A 21387-nucleotide genomic window follows, 5' to 3' on the forward strand; every position below is an offset into this window, starting at 1 on the left:
ACATTCTCCGGGAGATTGACCATGCACCTGCCCCGCCCCCTGATCGCCTCCTGCATCAGCCTGTCGCTGCTCAGCCCACTGTCCGCCTGGGCCTGCACCACTGAAGAGGCCACCGCCAAGGCCGAACAGGTGGCGCAAAAAATTGCCGAGATCACCCAGCGCGACCCCGACCGCGCCGCCCGCCTGCGCGAAGAGCTCAAGGCAGTCAAACCCGAGACGTCCTCGGCGCAGTTGAAGGATGAATGCCTGGCCTACGATCAACGCCTGCGCGAGCTCGAGGAGGCAGGCGAGGAAGTGCAGGCGCAGAGCGACGACCATTGAGGCAAACCGGGCCTTATCACCAGGATCGATAAGTGAGGATGCGTCGCGTCGCAGCCGAGGCGGGCTAGACTCTGGGACTGTCGTTGACCCACCCGCCCTTTTGGAGAACACCATGCTCAAAGCCCAGTACCAGACCCGCGGCCCCGTGCCCCAGGACGTCATTGAAGCGGTAGCGCTGCAACTGCCCGAGCCCGCCGCGGATGAGGTGCGGGTCAAGGTGCTGGCCGCGCCGATCAACCCGTCGGACGTGCTGACACTCACCGGCGAATACGGCATGCTGCCGCCGCTGCCGGCCATTGGCGGCAATGAGGGCGTGGGCCGGGTCGAGCAACTGGGCGCCGAGGTCAAAGGCCTCAAGAGCGGCCAACTGGTGTTGCTGCCCGTGGGCTGCGGCACCTGGGTCAGCGCGTTGAACGCACCGGCCAACAAGCTGATTCCGCTGCCCGAGGCCGACCCCCAGCAACTGGCCATGCTGACGGTCAATCCACCGACCGCTTCCCTGCTGCTCAGTGAGTTCGTTGCCCTCCAGGCGGGCGACTGGGTGATCCAGAACGCCGCCAACTCCGGCGTCGGCAGCTACCTGATCCAACTGGCCAAACTGCGCGGCTTCAAGACCCTGAACGTGGTGCGCCGTGAATCGGCGGTCGCGGGCGTGCAAGCCGAAGGCGGCGACGTGGTGCTGGTGGATGGCCCGGACCTGGCCAAGCGCGTGCGCGAGGTCACTGGCGGTTCAGCGGTGCGCCTGGGCATCGACGCCGTCGGCGGCCAGGCCACCGATCACCTGGCCGCCTGCCTCGCCGACGGCGGCGTGCTGGTCAACTACGGCATGATGAGTCGCCAGCCCTGCCAGGTATCGCCGTCCTCCTTCGTCTTTCGCGACGTGACCCTGCGCGGCTTTTGGTTGGCCAAATGGTTCCGCCTGGCGACGCCGGCGCAGCAGATGAAGGTGTTCGGCGAACTCACCCAACTGATCGCCAGCGGCCAGCTGAAAACCAAGGTCGCCGCCACCTATGACCTTAGCCAGATCAAGCAGGCGATCGCCGCGGCCGCCAGCGGTGAACGGGATGGCAAGATCCTGATCGTGCCCTAGGGGCACTCTGGCAGACGCTGTAGGAGCGGCCCATGGCCGCAAATCCGCGCCTGCCCGGCAGGCCTTACCCCCTGGCCAGGTAAAATCCCCAACCCGCGACATGCAGCAGCACGATGGCCCAGAAGCGCCGCTGGTAAGCAGCTTTACGGTTCTTGTGGCGGATCAGCCGCTGCGCCAGCAAGCCCCCCGGCCAGCCGCCCAGCAGTTCGTAGAGGTGCAGGCGGCGCTCGGGGATGCGCGCACGCCCCTGGAGCGCCGCGCGCTTGTCCCACCAGAAGGCCAGGAAACAGAGCAGGCTCATCACCAAGTACAGCAGCCCGAGCACGAGCAGGCCCGTTTGGCCGGTTAGCGGCAACACCCGAGCAGCACCTTACTCCGCCGCTGGCGCCGTCGGCACCTTGCGCTTGAGTGGTGCCAGGCCGTCGCGGCTGACCAGCGACGGCGACTCGCTCTTCGGGCGATTGGCGGTCTTGCGCTTGGTGGGGGTCTTGGCCGTGGCTTTCTTGTCGGTTTTCTTGTCGGTCTTTTTCTTCTTGACCCCCACCGCCTTGCCCGATGCCTTGACCTTCTTCGGCCCTTGGTAGGTGCCTTTGACTTCCTTGATCGTGCGGCGCTCGAAGCTCTGCTTGAGGTAGCGCTCGATGCTCGACATCAGGTTCCAGTCGCCATGGCAGATCAGGGAGATGGCCAGGCCTTCACCCCCGGCGCGGCCGGTACGGCCAATGCGGTGCACGTAGTCATCGCCGCTGCGCGGCATGTCGAAGTTGATCACCAGGTCCAGGCCATCCACGTCCAGACCCCGGGCGGCGACGTCGGTGGCGACCAGGATCTTCACCCCGCCCTGCTTGAGGCGATCGATGGCCAGCTTGCGGTCCTTCTGGTCCTTGTCGCCGTGCAGCACGAAGACCTTGTATTCCTGGGCCACCAGACGTCCATAGAGACGGTCGGCCTGCACCCGGGTATTGGTGAAGATGATCGCCTTCTGGTAGGTCTCGTTGGCCAGCAGCCAGTGCACCAGCTGCTCCTTGTGCACGTTGTGATCGGCGGTGATGATCTGCTGGCGGGTGCCGGCGTTCAATTCGCTGACGCTGTTGACCTGCAAGTGCAGCGGGTCACGCAGCACCGAGGCGACCATGTCGCGCAGGCCCGAGCCGCCACTGGTGGCCGAGAACAGCAAGGTCTGGCGGGCGGGTGCGGTGCAGAGTTTGGCCAGGCGCTGCACGTCTTCGGCAAAACCCATGTCGAGCATGCGGTCTGCCTCGTCGAGCACCAGCACCTCGACTTCGTCGAGCTTCAGGTTGCCGGCGTTGGCGTGTTCGATCAGGCGCCCCGGAGTACCGATCAGGATATCCACCCGCCGTAGCATCGCCGCCTGCACCTTGAAGTCCTCGCCGCCGGTGATCAGCCCGCCCTTGAGAAAGGTGAACTGGGAAAACAGCTCGACCTGTTTCAGGGTCTGCTGGGCCAGTTCACGGGTCGGCAGCAGAATCACCGCGCGCAGGCTCATGCGCGGCTTGGAATCGCCCATCAGGCGATTGAGCATCGGCAGGACAAAGGCGGCGGTCTTGCCGCTGCCGGTCTGTGCCGTCACCCGCAGGTCACGCCCCTCCAGCGCCGGGGGAAGGGCTATTGTCTGGACCGGGGTCGGTTCGACGAATTTCAGCTCGGCCACGGCTTTAAGCAGGCGTTCGTGCAGGGCGAATTGGGAAAACAAGGGCATAACCTCGACAAAAAATGACAAATATCTGGAACTCAGCCCTATAGCGTAACGGTTGTGCGGCCGGAACACTCGCAGTCCGTGCATTTTAGTCAGCAGCCGGTCCCGCTCCGCTGCGTTAAACTGGCCGTCGTTTAACACTGGAAACCCCCGCAATGAACGCCTTGATCGATCACCTGGGCCCCAGCTTCGACGCGCTGCCCGCCCTGCTGCAGTGCGCCCACCGGGGTACCACGCGGCTGCACGGAAAGGTACGGGTACAACGTGGCCGTGGCCTGGCTTATCTGCTCGGCAAGGTACTGGGCATGCCCGCGGCCGGACCGACGGTCGCCCTCAGCGTACTGGGCGAGCATGACGCAGAGGGCATGCGCTGGCAGCGTGACTTCGACGGTCGCCAACTGGTGAGCCACTTTCGTCGCCACGGTGATTTCCTGCTGGAACGCATGGGCCCGGTGCAGCTGTATATGCGCCTGGGCGTGGAACAGGCGCGTCTGGTCTATCACCTGGACCATGCCGTCGTCTGGGGTGTGCCGATGCCCAGGGCCCTGGCGCCACGGTTGATCGCGTTCGAAGCTGAAGACCAGGGCCGTTACCTGTTCCAGGTCGAGGTGCGCCTGCCTCTGCTGGGCCTGCTGGTCGCCTACAGCGGGCATCTGCAGTTGCAAGCGCCAACGCCAGGACTGTGAAACGCAACCTGGCGGCGAACTTGCCCGGCATTGCCCGCTCCAACCCTCATGTCCCAGGGGAACGCCGATGAAACCCACCTTGATCTATTACGTCGCCGCCAGCCTGGACGGCTATATCGCTCGCCCGGATGGTCGGGTCGACTGGCTGGAAGCCCTCGAAGACAGCGGCGAGGACCATGGCTACAACGGTTTCTACGACGGCATCGACGGCCTGTTGATGGGGCGCGGTACCTACGAAGCGGTGCGGATGCTGGGCGAATGGCCCTACCGGGGCAAACCCTGCCAGGTGCTCAGTCGCACGGCACTAAAACCTGCCACCCGTGACGTCAGCATCAGCCACTGCAGCCCCGCCGAGGCGCTGGCCGCCCTGGGCGCCGCCGGTTGCCGTCGGGTTTGGCTGGTGGGCGGCGGCTCGCTGGCCGCCACCTGCCTGGCGGCCAGCCTGCTCGACGAGTTGGTGGTCAGCCAGGTGCCGTACCTACTCGGGGCGGGCATTCCGCTGTTTTCCGGGGCGCTGGAACGCCGCCTGAAACTGCACGAACAGCGCAGTTTCGCCACCGGAGTGGTGCAGTTGCATTACCACGTGCCGCCGGAGGCCGAGGACTTGCCCGGTCAATGATCCACCGGCTCGATGCGCCTGGCCTGGCGATGCAACAGGCGCCCGCTGTCCCAACCGGTCAGCAGCACCGCCAACCAGATCGGCGCGTAGGTCCAGAGTTGCGCCGGCGCAAAGGTTTCGCCGAGCAGCAGCACTGCCACCCCAAACAACAACACCGGTTCGACGTAGCTGAGAATGCCAAACACCCCCAGTGGCAGCAGCCGGCTGGACGCCATCATCGCGGCGAAGGCCAGCGTACCGAGCAAGCCCAGGCCGGGCAGCAGCCACCACAGCTGCGGCGCCAGAACAAACACCTGGTCGGGGCCATAGTGCAGGATCAACCAGATGGCCAGCGGCGCCAGCAGCAGCATCTCCAGAAAGAACCCGGATAATGCATCCAGGCCCATCCAGCGGCGCAACATAAAGTACGGCGGATACCCCAGCGCGGTGGCCAGGGTCAACCAGGAAAAAGCCTGGGTCAGCCACAGCTCATGGGCCACGCCGAGCAGCGCGCAGGCCACGGCGATTCGCTGCAGCGGCCGCAGGCGCTCGCCATAGAACAGCCGGCCACAAAGCACCATCACCAAGGGCAGCAGGAAATACCCCAGCGAGACCTCGAGCATGCGCCCGACCAGCGGGGCCCAGAGAAACAGTCCCCATTGCACCCCGATCAACAGCGCCGCCACCGGCAGCGCCGCCACCAGCCGGGGCTCGTGGCGCAAGCGGCGCAAGGCCGCCCACAGCACTCCCCCTTGCCGCCCCAGCGCCACCAGCAACAGCACCATGGGAATCGACCAAAGCACGCGCTGGGCGAACACCTGCACGCCATCGAGCGGCGCCAGCAGCCCGACATAACCCGGCACCAGGGCAAACAGCAGCGAGGCGATCAAGGAGAGGCCGACGCCCCGTCCGGACAGGTTCAGGGTTACCACCGTTGACTCCAGCAAGCGATTGCGCAAAACCGGGAGACACCCCCCGACACTGGCGTCGACCTTACCCTATCCGCCGCTTTTGCACAGGACGCCGGCGGCCGGGGGGATGCCGAGGTCGCTACCAGGCGCTCGCGTTTTCATCCCGGTCGGCGGGGGCAGCCAGGCGGCAAACCCGCTCGGGCGTTATCAGGCGACCTGTTCCAGTTGCGCGCGGGCCTTGGCCAGGCCTTTTTCCATAAATTCAGCGCCCATGTTCAGCCCTTCGGCGTGAATGAACTCGACCTCATGGATGCCGACGAACGCCAGCGCCTGGCGCAGGTAGGGTTCTTGGTGGTCCAGGCCGCTGCCACCGTACACGCCACCGCGGGCCGTCAGCACGTAGGCGCGCTTGCCCACCAGCAGACCCTGGGGGCCGGTCTCGGTGTACTTGAACGTCAGCCCGGCACGCAGCACATGGTCCAGCCAGGCCTTCAGGGTGCTGGGAATTGCGAAGTTGTACATGGGTGCCGCCAGCACCAGCACATCGGCGGCCAGCAGTTCGTCGGTCAACCGATTGGAACGGGCCAGCGCCGCCTGCTCGGCCTCGCTTTGTTGTTCAGCGGGACTCATCCAGCCGCCCAGCAAGTTCGCATCCAGGTGCGGCACGGGGTCCAGCGCCAGGTCGCGAACGGTAAAACGGTCTTCAGGGTGGGCGGCGCGCCACTGCGCGATAAATTGCGCCGTGAGGTCGCGGGATACCGAATGCTGTTGGCGGGCGCTGCTTTCGATCACCAGGATATTGGACATGGGGCGGCTCCTTGCGGGGTAGACGAAATGTGATGGGAGCCAGAGTAAGACTGGAGCGATCGATTAAAAAGCGTAAATAATCGCTATAAACAATCAATAAAGTTGATTTATAAAAAGCGTGGCACTAGGCTGAAAGCCTGGCCCCTGCAGGGCTGCTTGCGCGCCGCAGGGGCTGGCCTGCGAAATGGGCGCGCACCCACCTACGTCGCGCTCACCACGGGCCCCGCCCAGGTTGGTCGTGGTGCGCGTTAGCCCTACTGCGGCGTGTGCGGAGCGCAGGTCAGGGTGATACGCAGTTTGATGATATTGCGGTTGAATTTGACCGACAGGTTGTTGGTCTGACCCGCGTCGAGTATCACCTTGCGCGTACGCGGCGCCTCGGGGCCGTTGCGAAACACCGCGCTGCAGCTGGCCGCCGCCTGCCCCAGGTTGGTCAGCGTCAGCCCGCCCAAGTCGTTGTCGATATCCTGGGTGGCATAGGAAATCTCGGCGCCATTGAGCTGCTTTTCCACTTCGATCGGGTAGGCGGCGAACCCCTCGAAGGGCACCAGGAGCAACAAGGCGCACGTCAGGTGGCGGGTTAGGTTGTTTTTATTCATTGCGCGGTCTCCACCGGTGGACCGCCAGCTTAGGACAAGAGGAGGCGATGATGAAAGCGCCCCGCGTTACCCTGGATCAATGGCGCACCCTGCAAGCCGTGGTCGATCAGGGCGGATTCGCCCAAGCCGCCGAAGTGCTGCACCGTTCGCAATCGTCGGTCAGTTACACCGTGGCGCGCATGCAGGACCAGCTGGGCGTGCCCCTGTTGCGCATCGACGGACGCCGGGCGGTGTTGACCGATGCCGGCAGCGTGCTGCTGCGCCGTTCACGGCAGCTGGTCAGCCAGGCCAGCCAGCTCGAAGACCTGGCCCACCATATGGAACAGGGCTGGGAGGCGGAGGTACGGCTGGTGGTGGACGCCGCCTACCCGAACGCCAAGCTGGTGCGCGCCCTCAGTGCCTTTATGCCGCAAAGCCGCGGCTGCCGCGTGCGGCTGCGCGAGGAGGTGTTGTCGGGAGTCGAAGAGGTACTCAAGGAGGGCGTCACCGACCTGGCCATCAGCGCATTGAACATCACCGGTTATCTGGCCTCCGAGCTCAACCCAGTGGAGTTCGTCGCGGTGGCGCACCCGGAACATTCGCTGCACCGCCTGCAGCGGCCGATCAATTTCCAGGACCTGGAAACCCAGATGCAGGTGGTCACCCGTGACTCGGGCCGGCTGCAGCCGCGCGACAGCGGCTGGCTGGGCGCCGAACAACGCTGGACCGTCGGCAGCCTGCCCACCGCCGCGACCTTCGTCAGTAGCGGCCTGGGCTTCGCCTGGCTGCCGCGTCACCTGATCGCCCGGGAACTGCGCGAAGGCCTGCTCAAGGCCCTGCCCCTGGACCAGGGTGGCACCCGCAACCCGGTGTTCTACCTGTACTCGAACAAGGACAAACCCCTGGGGCCGGCGACTCAGATCCTCGTCGAACTGATCAAGGGCTTCGATGGCGCGCCCCTGGATGCGCCGTTTGCCGCGCCGGCCGGTGCCGCGCCGGCCACCGCGGCCGGGGCTGCCCACGAAGGACCGGTTTAACGGCCGGCCTCGCTCAAGTCGGGGTCCCTGGGGCCGATACACAGGCGGGTCGTGGCAAAACAGCCCCGCCACGCCCCTGTACTGCACTAGAGTGCAGATGTGGTCAAGGGATTGCCGCTTTCCCCGGGCAGGGGCTTCACCGAACGCCCAGTATCCCGCAGTACCCTTGATCGGAGCAGTAGCATGGCCATGATTCCCGTCCGTCTCTCCCAGCGCCTGACCCTCGGCAGCCTGCTGCTGTTGCTGCTGACCGCCCTCGCGGTGTTCGCCGTCATGGCCCTGCGTGGCCAACCGCGAGTGGTGGCCGCCAGTTCGGAGCTGATCGAACAGAGCGGCAGTGCCATTGTCCGGCAATTGGCCCTGCAACTGGCCGGCATTGAGGGAGTGACCGCCAGCCTGGCGCACCTGGCCGAGGTGCTGCCGCGTGAAGAGCCGTTGTACCTGACCAGCTTGCCCAATGTCATCGATCACCAGGGCGACGCCGCCATCGCCGGTGGCGGTGTCTGGCCCGAGCCCAACGCCTTTGCCGACGGCGTGCAGCGCCGCAGTTTTTTCTGGGCCCGCGGTGGCGACGGCCGCCTGGCCTACTCCGACGACTACAACAAGGCCGAGGGTCCCGGCTACCATAACGACGCCTGGTACAGCGGCGCGCGCAGCAGCAAGGCCGGTGCCTGCCTGTGGTCCGAGGCCTACCAGGACAGCGTGACCGGCGTGCCCATGGTGACCTGCAGCGTGCCCTATCAGCTCACGGGCCGTTTCGCCGGCGTCGCTACCCTGGACTTGCGCCTGGACGACCTGGCGAAATTTCTCGAGCAGCAAGGTGGTATCACCGGTGGCTATGCCTTCGCCCTCGACCAGGCCGGCCATGTGCTGCATTTTCCGGGCACCGGGCTGACGGGCGCCGGGCAGGCGTCCGGTGGCGGCATGCTCACCCTCAAGGACCTGGCCCGTGACAAACCCTGGTTGCAACCGGTGCTCGAGAGCCTGAATGGCCGCCAGGACGGGGTACGCACCGTCGCCCTGGAAGAAGACGGCCAGCTCAAGCAAGCCAGCCGGGTCAGCCTGTTCAGCATGCCCGACACCGGCTGGGTGATCGGCCTGGTGACCCCCCAGGAACGCGTGACCGGCCTGGCCCGGGCGCTGACCTGGGAAATTCTGCTGTTCCTGCTGCCGGTGCTGGCCTTGCTGTTGTTTTTCGCCTGGCTGGCCGGGCGCAGGCTGCTCGCCCAGTTGGAGGAAACCACCGGACAGATCGACGCGCTGGGCGATGGCCGGACCGGCCACAGCGGCGTGGAACTGAAAGTCGGGCGCGCCGACGAAATCGGCGCACTGCGCGGCGCGGTCAACCGTTATGCCGGGCAATTGCGCAGCATGCTGCAAAACATCGCCACCGAGGCTCAACGCCTGCAAACCGAGGCCGCGCACCTGGCCAGCCTCAGCAGCACCCTGGCCGAGCGCGCCGAGCAACAGCGCCAGGAAAATACCCAGTTGGCCGCTGCCATTACCGAGATGTCTTCCAGCGCCCAGGAGGTGGCCAGCAACACCAACGACTGCGCCCATACCGCGCAAAATTCCCTGACCGTGGTGCGTGAAGGCCAGGTCAAGGTCGCCGCCAATAGCCAGGCAATCCAGGCGCTGTCCGCCGAGATGGCTGGCGCGGCCATGGTCATCAGCCGCCTGGAGAAGGACAGTCAGCAGGTCGGCGCCGTGCTGGACGTGATCAAGGCGATTTCCGAGCAAACTAATCTGCTGGCCCTCAACGCCGCCATCGAGGCGGCACGGGCCGGCGAACAGGGTCGTGGCTTCGCCGTGGTGGCCGACGAGGTGCGCACCCTGGCCGGCAAGACCCAGTCCTCGGCCAACGAAATCAGTGGCATGATCAACGCCCTGCAGCAGGCTTCGCGCCAGGCGGTACAAGCCATGCAGGCCGGCGAGGCGCGCACCGAACACGCCGTGGGCGAAGCGGAGGGCGCCGCTGCGGCGCTGTCCAGCACCGTCACCAGCTTCGATGACATCTCCCAGCGCGCCCAGCAAATCGCGGTGGCCGCCCAGGAACAAAGTCACGTAACCCAGGAAATCAACGAACTGGCAGTACGCATCCACACCATCAGCGAGGATAATGCCCGGGATGCCCAAGCCCTGAATCAGGTCAGCGAGGCCATGCAAGCCTTGTCCGGCCGCCTGGCGACGCTGAGTCAAGGTCAGCTTTGAGCCACACGGAGGTCCCATGCCCTATTTCGATCAAGATGGTTGCCAGCTGCATTACGAGGAGTACGGCCAGGGTGCTCCGGTGCTACTGCTGCACGGGCTGGGCTCCAGCACCCTGGATTGGGAATACCAGACCCCGGTACTGATCCCGCACTATCGGGTGATCGCACTGGACCTGCGCGGGCACGGCCGCTCGGACAAACCGGACGAGGCCTACAGCATCGCCGGCTTCGCCGAGGATGTGGTCGCCCTGATCGAGCACCTGGCGCTCGGCCCGGTGCACCTGATCGGCATTTCCATGGGCGGCATGGTCGGCTTCCAATTGGCGGTACAGAACGTCGACCTGCTCGCCAGCCTGACCATCATCAACAGCGGCCCCGAGGTCAAGGTCCGGGGGCCGCGGGATGTGGTCGAATTGGCGAAACGCTGGGCACTGTCGCGCCTGCTCAGCCTGGAGACCATCGCCAAGGGGTTGGGCAGACGCCTGTTCCCCAAACCCAGCCAGGTGGAACTGCGCCTGAAGATCGAGCGGCGCTGGCCACGCAACGACAAACGCGCCTACCTGGCCAGCCTCGACGCGATCATCGGCTGGGGCGTGCGGGAACACCTGGCGCAGATCACCTGTCCTACCTTGGTGGTGACCGGGGACCGTGACTACACCCCGGTGGCGCGCAAGGAAGCCTATGTGCGTGAGCTGCCCAACGCCCGCCTGGCAGTGCTCGACGACTCCGGGCATGCCAGCCCCATGGACCAACCCGAACGTTTTAACCAACTGCTGCTGGACTTCCTCGAGGAGGTCGAGCGTAGCCATCCCCCCGCAACTACCAAACCCAAACGAAACAGGACTCCCAAGACATGCTGAAAAAACTTGCCCTCGCCGCCTGCTCCCTGCTGCTGGCCAGTAGCCTGATGGCTGCCGACAACCCCCATGTGCTGCTCAACACCAGCCTGGGCGAGGTGGAAATCGAGCTGGACGCCGGCAAGGCGCCGATCAGCGTGAAAAACTTCCTGGGCTACGTCGACAGTGGCTACTACGACGGCACCGTGTTCCACCGGGTAATCCCTGATTTCATGATCCAGGGCGGCGGGTTCACCCCGGACATGGCGCAAAAAGCCACCCAGGCTCCGATCAAGAACGAGGCCGATAATGGCCTGAAAAACGCCCGTGGCACCCTGGCCATGGCCCGCACCGGCCAGGTCGACTCGGCCACCAGCCAGTTCTTTATCAACCACGCCGATAACGCCTTCCTCGACCACGGCTCGCGCGACTTTGGCTATGCCGTGTTCGGCAAGGTCGTGCGCGGCATGGACGTGGTCGACAAGATCGCCCAGGTGCGCACCGCCACCGTTTCGGGTAACCAGAACGTGCCGACCACCCCGGTGCTGATCGTCAGCGCCAAACGCCTGTAACCCGACCGCACCATCCGCGGCACAAGGAAGTGCCGCCCCGCCGTATGATTGGAGAGCCCGTAGCGGGCAGCGCGTGTGATGTTCTATCGCCATTTTGAACGACTGATCGATGTGTTTCGCAGCAGTCCCAGCGAAGCGCCGCCGAACCGTGTGGGCGCCTTTTACCTGCATTTCCTGCGGCAGGTCTGGCCCGCCTTTGCCGCCCTGCTGCTGGTCGGCCTGGTGGTGGCGCTGATCGAGGTGGCCTTGTTCCGCTTTCTCGGGCGCCTGGTCGACCTGGCCCAGGGCAGCCCCCCTGTCGATTTCTTCCAGCGCCATGGCCTTGAGCTGGCCTGGATGGCGGCCGTCGCCTTGGTTCTGCGCCCGCTGTTCGTCGGCCTGCATGACCTGCTGGTACACCAGGCGATCAACCCCAGCCTGACCAATCTGATCCGTTGGCAAAACCACAATTACGTCCTCCAGCACAGCCTGGGCTTCTTCCAGAATGACTTCGCCGGACGCATTGCCAACCGCATCATGCAAACCGGCAACGCCCTGCGCGACTCCGCGGTGCAAGCGGTCGACGCGCTCTGGCATGTGCTGATCTACGCGCTCAGCGCCCTGGTGCTGTTCGCCGAGGCCGACTGGCGCCTGGTCGTGCCCCTGCTGCTGTGGATAGTCGGGTACCTCGGCGCCCTGCGCTTTTTCGTGCCGCGGATCAAACGCCGCTCGGTGATCGCGTCCGAGGCGCGCTCCCAGCTGATGGGGCGCATCGTCGACGGCTACACCAATATCGCCACCCTCAAGCTGTTCGCCCACACCCGCTTCGAGCAGGGTTACGCCCGTGAGGCGCTCAGCGAACAAACGCGCAAGGTCCAGTTGACCAACCGCATGGTCACCAGCATGGACGTGGCCATCACCGCCATGAATGGCGCCCTGATCGTCGCCACCACCGGCCTGTCCCTCTGGCTGTGGAGCCAGGGCGCGCTGTCGCTCGGCGCCATAGCCCTGGCCACCGGCCTGGTGATCCGCATCGTCAATATGTCGGGCTGGATCATGTGGGTGGTCAGCGGCATTTTCGAGAATATCGGCACCGTCCAGGACGGCATGCAGACCATCGCCCAGCCGCGTACGGTGCAGGACCAGGCGCAGGCGCCGGCCCTGCTGGTCGAGCGTGGCGGCGTGCACTTCGAAGCGGTGCACTTCCACTACGGCAAGCCTGAGGGCGTCATCGCCGGGCTGGAGCTGCGTATCGAGCCGGGCGAAAAGATCGGCCTGATTGGACCTTCCGGTGCCGGCAAGTCGACCCTGGTAAACCTGCTGCTGCGTCTGTACGACCTGCAGAGCGGACGCATCCTGGTCGACGGCCAGGACATCGCCCGCGTCGCCCAGGACAGCCTGCGCGCGCAGATCGGCATGGTCACCCAGGACACCTCGTTGCTGCACCGTTCGGTGCGCGACAACCTGCTGTACGGCAAACCCGACGCCAGCGACGAGGAGCTGTGGGCCGCCGTGCGCAAGGCCCGCGCCGACGCCTTTATTCCCCAGTTGATCGATAGCCAGGGCCGCAGCGGGTTCGACGCCCATGTCGGCGAGCGTGGGGTCAAACTGTCCGGTGGCCAGCGCCAGCGCATCGCCATTGCCCGGGTCCTGCTGAAGAATGCGCCGATCCTGATCCTCGACGAGGCCACCTCGGCGCTGGACTCGGAAGTCGAGGCGGTGATCCAGGAGAGCCTGGACACCCTGATGCAGGACAAGACCGTGATCGCCATCGCCCACCGCCTGTCGACCATCGCCCGCATGGACCGCTTGGTGGTGCTCGACCAAGGACGGGTGGTGGAGACCGGCAGCCACGCCGAACTGCTGCGCCACGGCGGCCTGTATGCGCGGCTATGGCAGCGCCAGACCGGCGGGTTTGTCGGGGTGGAGTGAATACCACGCCCCCGCATGGCTGCTGTCTTGCCCGCGAAGCCTGGCGATATGTCGCGACCATGGGCCGCTCCTGCAAGCGCCTGGCCCGCGGTCCCAACACCCTGGGCGCCAACCCAGCCCGCGATTGCGCGCACAGACCCTTTGCCCGCGAATGCCCGCGAACCTCTCAGCCCTGGCGGTACGGCAATGCGGTCCTGGCCTGTTCGGCGTAGGCGCGGATGCCCGGGCCCTCTTCGGCGAGAAAATCCGCCACCGCAGCGCGCAGCCCGGCATGGCAGAGGTAATGCCAGGAACGGGTGATGACCGGCTCGAAGCCGCGAATCAGTTTGTGCTCGCCCTGGGCACCGGCATCGAAACGTTGCAGGCCCTGACTGAGGGCATAGTCCATGCCCTGGTAGAAGCAGGTTTCGAAATGCAGGCGATCAAACTCACCCAGGCTGCCCCAGTAACGCCCATACAGGCTGTCGCCGCCCACCAGGCTAAAAGCCATCGCCACCGGTCGCGCGCCCTGCAACGCCAGGACCAGGCGGATCGACTCCGGCATGCGCTCGGCCAACAGGCTGAAGAAACGGCGGCTCAGGTACGGTTGCTGGCCACGCACGCGGTAGGTGTTGGCGTAACAGGCATAGACGAAGTCCCACTCGGCTTCGCTGACCTGGTGGCCCTCGCGCCAGTCGAAGGCAATGCCCTGCCCCGCCACCTGATCCCGCTCCTTGCGCAGTTGCTTGCGTTTGCGCGAGGCCAGGCTGTCGAGGAAATCCTGGAAGTCCCGGTAGCCGCGGTTGTGCCAATGGAACTGGCAACCCAGGCGCTCCAGCCACCCCTCGCGGCCGCGTAACAGGGCGTCCGCCGACGCCTCGGTAAAGTTGATATGCAGGCTGGACAGGCCCTCTTCCTCGAGGCCCTGGGCCAGCGCGCTGAGCAACTCGCCGGCGGCCTCGGGCGAACCCAGCAGGCGGGCGCCGCTGACCGGGCTGAATGGCACGCCGACCAGCAACTTGGGGTAATAGCGGATGCCGGCCCGTTCGCAGGCCTGCGCCCAGCCATGGTCGAATACGTATTCACCATAGGAATGCGCCTTGCGGTAGGCCGGCACGGCGGCCAGCACCTGTCCCTGGGCATCGGTCAACAGGCGGTGGGCCGGCGTCCAGCCGGTTCCCGGGCCGAGGCTGGCGCTGTCTTCCAGTGAGCGCAGGAAGGCATGCCGGAGAAAAGGCTGTTCGGCCGGAACCAGGGCGTCCCAGGCAGCGGCGTCCAAATCGGCGAGATGGTGCAGGGTCAGAATAGGCATGGGCGCAGTCTGGCCTGTCGCGCCGGCGAAAAAAAGCCCCGCAGGCTGCGGGGCTTGAACGGATGGCCGTCTGCGCGCGGCGCCAGGCCGCGCGACGGCGTTCCACACCGGTTCAGCTGAGGCCCCAGCCCAACCGACTGGGGGCACCGCGTATCCGGTCTTCTGCGTTGGTCAGGGGTTTAGAACACGTACTGCGCACGCACCACGAAGCCATCGCCGCTGTCGTCGCCGACCTGGTTGGTGACTTTGTCGGTGGTTGCCTTGACATAGACGCCGCTGATTTTCACCGCCTCGTTGGCGTACCAGTTCACACCCAGGTTATGCACCTGCGCCGAAGAGTCGCCCAGTTCGCGGGTAGCGGTTTCCTTGACGATATTGTCGTCCTCGACGTCCAGGCTGTCGTAGCGGTAGAACAGCTCCCAGGCGCCGATCTGCTTGTTCGCCGGCTTGATGGCGTCGAATTTGCCCAGTTTGTAACCCCGCGCCTCGCCGGTCAGGGTGTAGGCCACCTGGGCATAGAAGGCGTCGCCTTCGATGTCCTGGAATTCGTCGCTGTCGGCCTGCAGCTCGCGCATCAGGTACTCGCCCTGCACCGACAACGGGCCCATGGCCCAGGCCGCTTCCAGGCCCATGGCGGTGTCCTGGTCGTAGGAACCCGAGACGTTGTTGTTGGCGCCGCCCAGCACGGGGCGGTTGCCGTTCGGACCGGCATCGTTGCCGCCCGCGGTTTCCACACCCCGCATGCCCAGGCGACTGCGGAATCGCGAATCAACCACGCTGTCGGAAACGTCACGGGCCGCCAGGTTCAGCCCGAAATGCAGGACGTTGCCGGCCTCGTGCAGTGGCGCGAACACGCCACGGAAATTGACCTGCTTATTGGCATCGCCGTCATCGTTGTTGTTGTCCTTGCTGTACAGGCCGCCGGACAGGTACACCGAGCTGCCCAGGGTGGAGGACAGTTGAACGCCCAGGCCATTTTGATGGCCGTTGGCCCAGTCGATCAGGTCGTAGCCGGCGTTACGTTCCTGGGCGGTCACCCACTTGGAACTGGTGGCTTTTTCCAGGCCGAACTCCGGATCGAATCGACCGACCTTGATCGAGACGGGGGCAAAGCCGTTGTAGGCAATCGAGGCTTCGTCGAAGTAACCGTCCTCGGAGCTGCCGGCGTTGTGCGAGAAGTCATAGGAAATGGCGTACGCCCAGTCGGTGTAGGCGACACCGGAGATTTCCAGGAAGGCACGACGGAAGTACGCCGCATCGGCGGTATCGCCGTTGTCGGTATAGATGCCGTCGAAACGGCTGTAGTCCGCCTGCAGGCGTCCGCCGATCTTGAAGCCAAAGGCCTTGTCGGCTGTTGCCACTTCCAGGCCGCCCTTGGTCTTGACCACGATGTCGGCCCCGTCGGTGGTGACGGTACCGGCCACGGCCTGGGCGGAGATGGCCAACGCCAGAGTGCTGGCGGCAAAAGTAGCGCCCAGGAAAGACTGCTTGCGGATCATGGAAATTCCCCTTTGAGATTAAGCGTCTAAAACACGCCGGACAGCGGCCCGTTTGTGTTGGGGGGAATCTTGGCGAGGCCGTGTGTCAGCCCCGTTTCCGTTATATAAACATTCTGTTACAGCGGAACTTTTTAGTCGTAATGCTTATAAGCAACAACCTCGTGCGGGCAAGGCTCGGGCCGCATTGCGCAGCCCGGCGTCATCAGACCTGCCTGCGCAACCAGTAATCCAGGCTCAACCAGCGCCCGGCGCCACCGAAGAACAGCGCGACCAGCATCACCAGGTAGGTGGCGGCGAATTCGATACCGTTGTTCAGCACGACGAACTTACCGCTGCCGGTCAGCCACGGGTAATCGCCATGGACCTTGAGCAGCTCCCGGGCCCGCGCCAGCTTGTCCACCGCGGCCAGCACCCGTTCGTTGGCGAAAGGCGCGGAGGCGTCGGCAATGGCCTGCCAGCCGTAGGGCCAATGCACGCTGAAGATCGCCACCAGCATGGTCACCATCAACGGCAGGCTGACCCAACGCACGCCCAGCCCGACCAGCAGCAACAGCGCCCCGCCGCTTTCGGTGAGCGCCGCCGCCCACGCCAGCAGTGTGGGAAACGGCAGGCCAAGCCCCCAGTCCGGGTTACCGAACCAGGCGATCGTCGCCGGCATGTCCGCCAGCTTGTGGCTGCCGGCCATCCAGAAAATCGGCACCAGGTACAGGCGCAACAGCAAGGGCGCGAGAAAGTCCAGGCGGCGACTAGCGTCCAGGCCAGCCTGAAGACGGTTGATAAGCAGTGGCATGATAAGCTCCGTTCAGAGAAGGATGTCGTGGCGCTGCCAGTCCAGCAGCAGCCCACGGGCGTGTTCGACGTAAGCCGCATCGGCGCTCAGGTCACTCGCCTCGGCCAGCCGATGCAGGGCCGCCAACGCGTCGGGATCGGTGCCCGTCTGCAGGCGCACGGCCAACTGACAGGCGAAGGGCGCCAGTTGCATAAAGCGCACCCGCTGCCCGCGATCGCGCCAGACCAGCAGGCAGGTGGGCGCCAGTGGCACCTCCCGCGGCTGGTACTGCGCACCGATCATCTGGACCGGCCAGGCGTAGCTGAGCGGCCAGGCCAGCGGCGACCACTGCATCGGACTGCGCAGTGGATCAGCGGGCGATCCGGACGCCGGCAGCTCGGTCTCGGCCACGTCCAATGCCAGCTCCACCCACTCGTAATGGGCCAACTCCAGCAGAAAAGGCGGATCGCCCGGCGCCGTGCCGCTCCCCTGCTGCAACCAGCACACGAAGGCCTGACCGACTTCGAGAAAATACGGCGTGTGACAGCGCGCGTCCCGCAGGAACGCCCGCACCAGGCGCCGCCAACGTGCCGGCTTGAGCACCCGTCGCACCACCGGAAAGCCGCTGGCCAGCAGACCCTCCAAGTTGTTGAAGAACAGCGACTCGTACAACGCCATGCGCGAGGCATCGATCCCCGGCAACCGCGGGGCGCCCTGCGCATCGCGAATGCGTCCGGCGAACGCCTGTTGCAGCTCGGCCGGGCTCATACGCGGCACCCGCCAGCGCTGCCCGCCGCCTGCTGCAGGTCGCGGATATGGCCAACCTCGGCGTACAGCTCGCCAATCGGTGGAAAGTTGAAATCCCGCTCCAGCAAGGTCGGCCGCACGCCATGCAGCGCGTAGGCCTGCTTCAGCAGCGACCAGACCGGGGCGCAGACCGGCGCGCCGTGGCTGTCGATTTTCAGGCCTGGGGCCTGGTCGTGGTGGCCGGCCAGGTGCAGGTAGGCGATCCGTGCACTGGGCAATGCCGCCAGGTAAGCCCGGGGATCGAAGCCGAAGTTGACGCTGTTGACCAGCAGGTTATTGATATCCAGAAGCAGCCGGCAATCGGCGCTCTCCAGTACTGCCTTGAGAAAGGTCAGCTCGTCCAGTTCGCCGGGCAGCCGGGCGTAGGCCGAGATGTTCTCGAGGATCAGCGGCCGCTCCAGCACCTCCTGCACGGTGCGGATACGTGCCGCGACATGGCCCACCGTGGCATCGCAGAAGGGCAAGGGCATCAGATCATAGAGGTGGCCGTCATCGGCGCAGGCCGCCAGGTGCTCGCTGTAGACCGCGACCCCGTGCTGGTCGAGGAAACCCTTGATGGCCTTCAGCAACGCGAAGTCCAAGGGTGCATGCCCGCCCAGGTTTAGCGACAAGCCATGGCAGCATAACGGCAGGCGCTCACTGAGCTCGCGCAACTGTCGACCCAGGCGGCCACCCACGCCAATCCAGTTTTCCGGGGCCACTTCGATAAAATCCAGCGCGTCGGTCGCGTCCGCTTGCAGCGCGGCCAGCAGGCCACGGCGCAATCCCAGGCCCGCCCCGCGCAGCGTGGCGACGGCCTCGCGGGGCTTGGCTGCAGAGCTGCTCATCAGCGCCTCAACCCTGCTCGGCGCCACATTTCCCCTCTCCGCACTTGCCCTCGGTGGCGGCCTTGCTCCCCCCTTCGACGGCGGTCTTTTTTTCTCCTTCGCCGCCGCAGGTGCCTTCGCTGTCAGCCTTGGCCGCACCCTCAGCGCCGCACTTGCCTTCGCCACAGGCGCCTTCATGATTTTTTTCATGGGCCGCCAGGCTGTAACCGCTGGCCAGCTCCTGGGCGGCGAACGGATTTTGCCCGGCGTGAAGAGTAAGGGACGTGACGCTCAACAGGGCCATGCCCAGGGTGGCGACCATTTTCATGGGGGGTGCTCCAGTGATGGTTCTGGGCACCGGTCGGCACCCTCGCCACACTAGACGGAGCAATTCAACAGCCGTTACACCGACGGGCTATTTTTTCTGCGAGAGGGGGTGGGCGGGTGGCCTGTCGGTGAATGGCCAACGCCGGCCACCGACTGGTGGAGCAGCACGTGCACTGGTTTAGGGCCTGTTGACACTAGCGCGAATGCAGGCGCCGCTGTTCGGCCAGGCGCGCCGCCAGGCTGTCGATGTCCGGCCCGTGGCTTTCCAGCCCGGAGCTATCGGGCAGCTGGCGCAGGGTCGCCTGAACCAGGCGCATCTGGCGAATGAATCGCCGGCAATTGCGGCACAGGCCCAGGTGGGCGCGCACGGCCAGACGGCCACGGAAACTCAACTGGCCATCGAGAAAATCACTGGAGCGGGCCACCAACTCTTTACAACTCAGCATTGTCCCGTCTCCTCGAAATGCTCTAGGGTGGCAAATACCTTCAACCGCGCGCGGTGCAGTAACACCCGAACATTGGAGAGCGAGACGTCCAGAAGATTACAGATATCGTCCAGCTCCAGGCCCTGACGCTCGCGCAGCATCAGCACGCTGCCCTGCAACTGCGAAAGGCTGTTCAAGGTCTTGTCCAGGCACTCGCGCAGTTCCTGCTCGCTCAGCAGTGCCTCCGGCGAATCCTGATGCCAGGCATGGGGCGCAAGCAACCAATGGCCATCCTCGGCGAAGCGACCGTCGTCGATACTGCCGTGGGGCCCTGGCAGGTCGTCCATCAACACTTCCCGGCGGTTCTGCTTGAGCCGGGTCTTGGCGGTATTGGCGGTGATGGTCAGCAACCAGGTCTTGAGGCTGGCGCGGGCCTGGAACCCCTCCAGGTTACGCACCACCGACAACCAGGCATCCTGCACCACCTCGTCGGCATTGCGGCTGCCGACGATGGCATAGGCCACCGCCCGCATGGCGCCCTGGTAGGTGCTCACCAGCTGACGAAATGCCTGTTGGTCGCCCGCCAGCAGGCGTGGCAACAGTTCGACGTCGTCAAGCATCAGCGTTTGCGCAGGATCACGCTGCCAATGGAATAGCCGGCGCCAAAGGAACTCAACACGCCCAACGCGCCGCTGGCCAAATCGTCCTGGTGCTTGTGCAGGGCGATCACCGAGCCGGCGGAGCTGGTGTTGCCATAGGTGTCGAGAATCACCGGCGCTTCATGGGGTGCGGCCTCGCGGCCCAGCAGTTTCTTGGCGATCAGCAGGTTCATGCTGAGGTTGGCCTGGTGCAACCAGAATCGCTGGATATCGCCGACGTTCAGCTGGTGCTGCGCCAGATGGGAAGCGATCAGTTCGGCGACCATGGGGCAGACGTCGCGAAACACCTTGCGGCCTTCCTGGACGAACAGTTTATCCGGGGCGCCGATGCCGTCTTCCGCCGCGCGGTTTAGAAAGCCGAAGTTGTTGCGGATATTGTTGGAGAACTGGGTCAGCAACTTGGTGCCGACGATCTCGAATTGCACTGCCGAAGTGGCCAGGTCGGCGCGCTCCACCAACACGGCGGTGGCGGCGTCACCGAAAATGAAATGGCTGTCGCGGTCGCGGAAATTCAAGTGTCCGGTGCAGATTTCCGGGCTGACCACCAGGATCGCCCGCGCCAGCCCCAGTTGCACGCTGTTGGTGGCGGCCTGGATGCCAAAGGTGGCCGAGGAACAGGCGACGTTCATGTCATAGCCGAACCCCTGGATGCCCAACGCGGCCTGTACCTCGATGGCGATCGCCGGGTAGGCACGCTGCAGATTGGAGCAGGCGACTATCACTCCGTCCACATCCGCCGCGCTCTTGCCGGCACGGGCCAGCGCCTGTTCGGCCGCCGCGACGCCCATCTGGCAGAGGATCGACCACTCGTCGTTGGCGCGCTCGGGGATTCGCGGGGCCATGCGCGCGGGGTCGAGGATGCCGTCCTTGTCCATGACAAAACGGCTTTTGATGCCGGAAGCCTTTTCGATAAATGCCGCGTTGGATTCAGTCAGGGCGGCGACTTCACCCCGTTCGATAGCGGCCGCGTATTCGGCGTTGAACTGGCGGACGTAGGCGTTGAACGATTCCACCAGCTCGTCGTTGGAGATGCTGTTCACCGGGGTATAGAGGCCGGTTCCACTGATGACGACGTTATGCACGCGAGTTCCTCGAGTCGGGGCCGCTGCCAGAGCGGATTTGATAGGCAGTGATGCGCAGGCCAACTGCACAACCTGCGACAAAATAAGGGCATCCGTGCTAGCCAGCAGGCGCAACTGCGCCCGCGGTGCGCGTCCAGCCGCGACTCACGCGCGGGTACGCCACGGGGGAGCTCGCTGAACGACAGGCTGCCGCATCATGGCAGTCAGCCGGTATTGTCGCGTCGAAGGCGAAGTGTGCCACAGCCTGCGATAACCTGCCCTACCCGACAAGCGCCAGCTACGGCGAGAAGGTGACAACGGCCTCGCAAACCTCGACCTTCGACAGCATGATGATTGGATGCGCGAGCCGCAGACCGAGACACAGGCAAAGTTGGAGATGAATTGTCAGACAAAAACCGTTAAAAGACGCTATCTGCCGGCGTACCCGGCATACCCTGACCACCACCTG

General features: G+C 65.1%; 23 protein-coding genes and 1 pseudogene. 10 read left to right on the forward strand and 14 right to left on the reverse strand.

Going from position 1 to position 21387, the window contains the following annotated elements:
- The first annotated feature begins 21 nt into the window (after positions 1 to 21).
- Together ABWY06_RS13605 and ABWY06_RS13610 are read left to right on the forward strand one after the other, a co-directional pair.
- Positions 22 to 321 carry a hypothetical protein gene (locus ABWY06_RS13605; RefSeq protein ID WP_353926093.1) on the forward strand — a complete coding sequence of 100 codons (300 nt, stop codon included), beginning with the start codon at positions 22 to 24 and terminating at the stop codon, positions 319 to 321.
- 112 nt (positions 322 to 433) lie between these two features.
- Positions 434 to 1411 (forward strand): zinc-dependent alcohol dehydrogenase family protein, encoded by a 978-nt coding sequence (locus ABWY06_RS13610; RefSeq protein ID WP_353926094.1) that lies wholly within the window; start codon positions 434 to 436, stop codon positions 1409 to 1411.
- A gap of 64 nt (positions 1412 to 1475) precedes the next feature.
- Here ABWY06_RS13610 and ABWY06_RS13615 read toward each other — a convergent pair whose 3' ends face one another.
- Positions 1476 to 1769, reverse strand: coding sequence for a DUF1294 domain-containing protein (locus ABWY06_RS13615; RefSeq protein ID WP_353926095.1), 294 nt, complete (start codon positions 1767 to 1769; stop codon positions 1476 to 1478).
- A 12-nt stretch (positions 1770 to 1781) separates the two neighbouring features.
- Positions 1782 to 3125 carry a DEAD/DEAH box helicase gene (locus ABWY06_RS13620; RefSeq protein ID WP_353926172.1) on the reverse strand — a complete coding sequence of 448 codons (1344 nt, stop codon included), beginning with the start codon at positions 3123 to 3125 and terminating at the stop codon, positions 1782 to 1784.
- A 158-nt stretch (positions 3126 to 3283) separates the two neighbouring features.
- On the opposite strand from ABWY06_RS13620, the gene ABWY06_RS13625 reads away from it, so the two are divergent.
- A complete protein-coding gene (locus ABWY06_RS13625) occupies positions 3284 to 3814 on the forward strand; it encodes a DUF4166 domain-containing protein (RefSeq protein WP_353926096.1) in 531 nt (176 codons plus the stop codon).
- Positions 3815 to 3881: 67 nt separating this feature from the next.
- The gene (locus ABWY06_RS13630) at positions 3882 to 4433 is read left to right on the forward strand and encodes a dihydrofolate reductase family protein (protein ID WP_353926097.1); all 552 of its coding nucleotides are present in this window, start codon (positions 3882 to 3884) and stop codon (positions 4431 to 4433) included.
- Here the strand turns inward: ABWY06_RS13630 and rarD are convergent.
- The 3 genes from rarD to ABWY06_RS13645 all read right to left on the reverse strand — a co-directional run bounded on the left by rarD (position 4427) and on the right by ABWY06_RS13645 (position 6729).
- Positions 4427 to 5335 (reverse strand): EamA family transporter RarD, encoded by a 909-nt coding sequence (gene rarD, locus ABWY06_RS13635; protein WP_353926173.1) that lies wholly within the window; start codon positions 5333 to 5335, stop codon positions 4427 to 4429. The two genes, ABWY06_RS13630 and rarD, sit on opposite strands and share 7 nt — an antisense overlap.
- Before the next feature lie 195 nt (positions 5336 to 5530).
- Complete coding sequence (locus tag ABWY06_RS13640) at positions 5531 to 6130, reverse strand: FMN-dependent NADH-azoreductase (RefSeq protein WP_353926098.1); 600 nt, start codon at positions 6128 to 6130, stop codon at positions 5531 to 5533.
- Positions 6131 to 6384: 254 nt separating this feature from the next.
- On the reverse strand, positions 6385 to 6729 hold the full coding sequence (locus ABWY06_RS13645) for a 3-phosphoglycerate kinase (RefSeq protein WP_353926099.1): 345 nt from the start codon (positions 6727 to 6729) through the stop codon (positions 6385 to 6387).
- Between the two features lie 50 nt (positions 6730 to 6779).
- On the opposite strand from ABWY06_RS13645, the gene ABWY06_RS13650 reads away from it, so the two are divergent.
- The 6 genes and pseudogenes from ABWY06_RS13650 to ABWY06_RS13670 all read left to right on the forward strand — a co-directional run bounded on the left by ABWY06_RS13650 (position 6780) and on the right by ABWY06_RS13670 (position 13274).
- On the forward strand, positions 6780 to 7745 hold the full coding sequence (locus ABWY06_RS13650) for a LysR family transcriptional regulator (RefSeq protein ID WP_353926100.1): 966 nt from the start codon (positions 6780 to 6782) through the stop codon (positions 7743 to 7745).
- 273 nt (positions 7746 to 8018) lie between these two features.
- Positions 8019 to 8534, forward strand: a pseudogene (locus ABWY06_RS25925) (cache domain-containing protein); the annotation flags it as partial.
- Positions 8535 to 8669: 135 nt separating this feature from the next.
- Positions 8670 to 9956, forward strand: a complete 1287-nt coding sequence (locus ABWY06_RS25930) for a methyl-accepting chemotaxis protein (protein ID WP_502948200.1) — start codon at positions 8670 to 8672, stop codon at positions 9954 to 9956.
- A gap of 16 nt (positions 9957 to 9972) precedes the next feature.
- Positions 9973 to 10815: an alpha/beta fold hydrolase gene (locus ABWY06_RS13660; RefSeq protein WP_353926102.1), complete on the forward strand. Its 843-nt coding sequence runs from the start codon at positions 9973 to 9975 to the stop codon at positions 10813 to 10815.
- Entirely contained in the window at positions 10809 to 11363 is a 555-nt protein-coding gene (locus ABWY06_RS13665; RefSeq protein ID WP_353926103.1) for a peptidylprolyl isomerase, read from the forward strand. Before ABWY06_RS13660 ends, ABWY06_RS13665 begins: the two co-directional genes overlap by 7 nt.
- Before the next feature lie 78 nt (positions 11364 to 11441).
- A complete protein-coding gene (locus ABWY06_RS13670) occupies positions 11442 to 13274 on the forward strand; it encodes an ABC transporter ATP-binding protein (protein WP_353926104.1) in 1833 nt (610 codons plus the stop codon).
- 166 nt (positions 13275 to 13440) lie between these two features.
- Here the strand turns inward: ABWY06_RS13670 and ABWY06_RS13675 are convergent, their stop codons facing one another.
- The 9 genes from ABWY06_RS13675 to ABWY06_RS13715 all read right to left on the reverse strand — a co-directional run bounded on the left by ABWY06_RS13675 (position 13441) and on the right by ABWY06_RS13715 (position 20939).
- Positions 13441 to 14565, reverse strand: a complete 1125-nt coding sequence (locus ABWY06_RS13675; RefSeq protein WP_353926105.1) for a GNAT family N-acetyltransferase — start codon at positions 14563 to 14565, stop codon at positions 13441 to 13443.
- Positions 14566 to 14744: 179 nt separating this feature from the next.
- Positions 14745 to 16064, reverse strand: a complete 1320-nt coding sequence (locus tag ABWY06_RS13680) for an OprO/OprP family phosphate-selective porin (protein ID WP_353926106.1) — start codon at positions 16062 to 16064, stop codon at positions 14745 to 14747.
- A 202-nt stretch (positions 16065 to 16266) separates the two neighbouring features.
- On the reverse strand, positions 16267 to 16854 hold the full coding sequence (locus ABWY06_RS13685; RefSeq protein ID WP_353926107.1) for an HvfX family Cu-binding RiPP maturation protein: 588 nt from the start codon (positions 16852 to 16854) through the stop codon (positions 16267 to 16269).
- Between the two features lie 12 nt (positions 16855 to 16866).
- Positions 16867 to 17601 (reverse strand): HvfC family RiPP maturation protein, encoded by a 735-nt coding sequence (locus ABWY06_RS13690; protein ID WP_353926108.1) that lies wholly within the window; start codon positions 17599 to 17601, stop codon positions 16867 to 16869.
- Positions 17598 to 18467, reverse strand: coding sequence for an HvfB family MNIO-type RiPP peptide maturase (locus ABWY06_RS13695; protein ID WP_353926109.1), 870 nt, complete (start codon positions 18465 to 18467; stop codon positions 17598 to 17600). Before ABWY06_RS13695 ends, ABWY06_RS13690 begins: the two co-directional genes overlap by 4 nt.
- A gap of 7 nt (positions 18468 to 18474) precedes the next feature.
- Positions 18475 to 18774, reverse strand: coding sequence for an HvfA family oxazolone/thioamide-modified RiPP metallophore (locus tag ABWY06_RS13700; protein ID WP_353926110.1), 300 nt, complete (start codon positions 18772 to 18774; stop codon positions 18475 to 18477).
- A 193-nt stretch (positions 18775 to 18967) separates the two neighbouring features.
- A complete protein-coding gene (locus ABWY06_RS13705; protein WP_353926111.1) occupies positions 18968 to 19219 on the reverse strand; it encodes an anti-sigma factor family protein in 252 nt (83 codons plus the stop codon).
- The gene (locus ABWY06_RS13710) at positions 19213 to 19818 is read right to left on the reverse strand and encodes an RNA polymerase sigma factor (protein ID WP_353926112.1); all 606 of its coding nucleotides are present in this window, start codon (positions 19816 to 19818) and stop codon (positions 19213 to 19215) included. The genes ABWY06_RS13705 and ABWY06_RS13710 overlap by 7 nt, the downstream gene beginning before the upstream one ends.
- Positions 19818 to 20939, reverse strand: a complete 1122-nt coding sequence (locus ABWY06_RS13715) for a beta-ketoacyl-ACP synthase III (RefSeq protein WP_353926113.1) — start codon at positions 20937 to 20939, stop codon at positions 19818 to 19820. The genes ABWY06_RS13710 and ABWY06_RS13715 overlap by 1 nt, the downstream gene beginning before the upstream one ends.
- Positions 20940 to 21387: the final 448 nt, after the last annotated feature.

The organism is Pseudomonas sp. (genome assembly GCF_040514055.1).
Lineage (GTDB): Bacteria > Pseudomonadota > Gammaproteobacteria > Pseudomonadales > Pseudomonadaceae > Aquipseudomonas.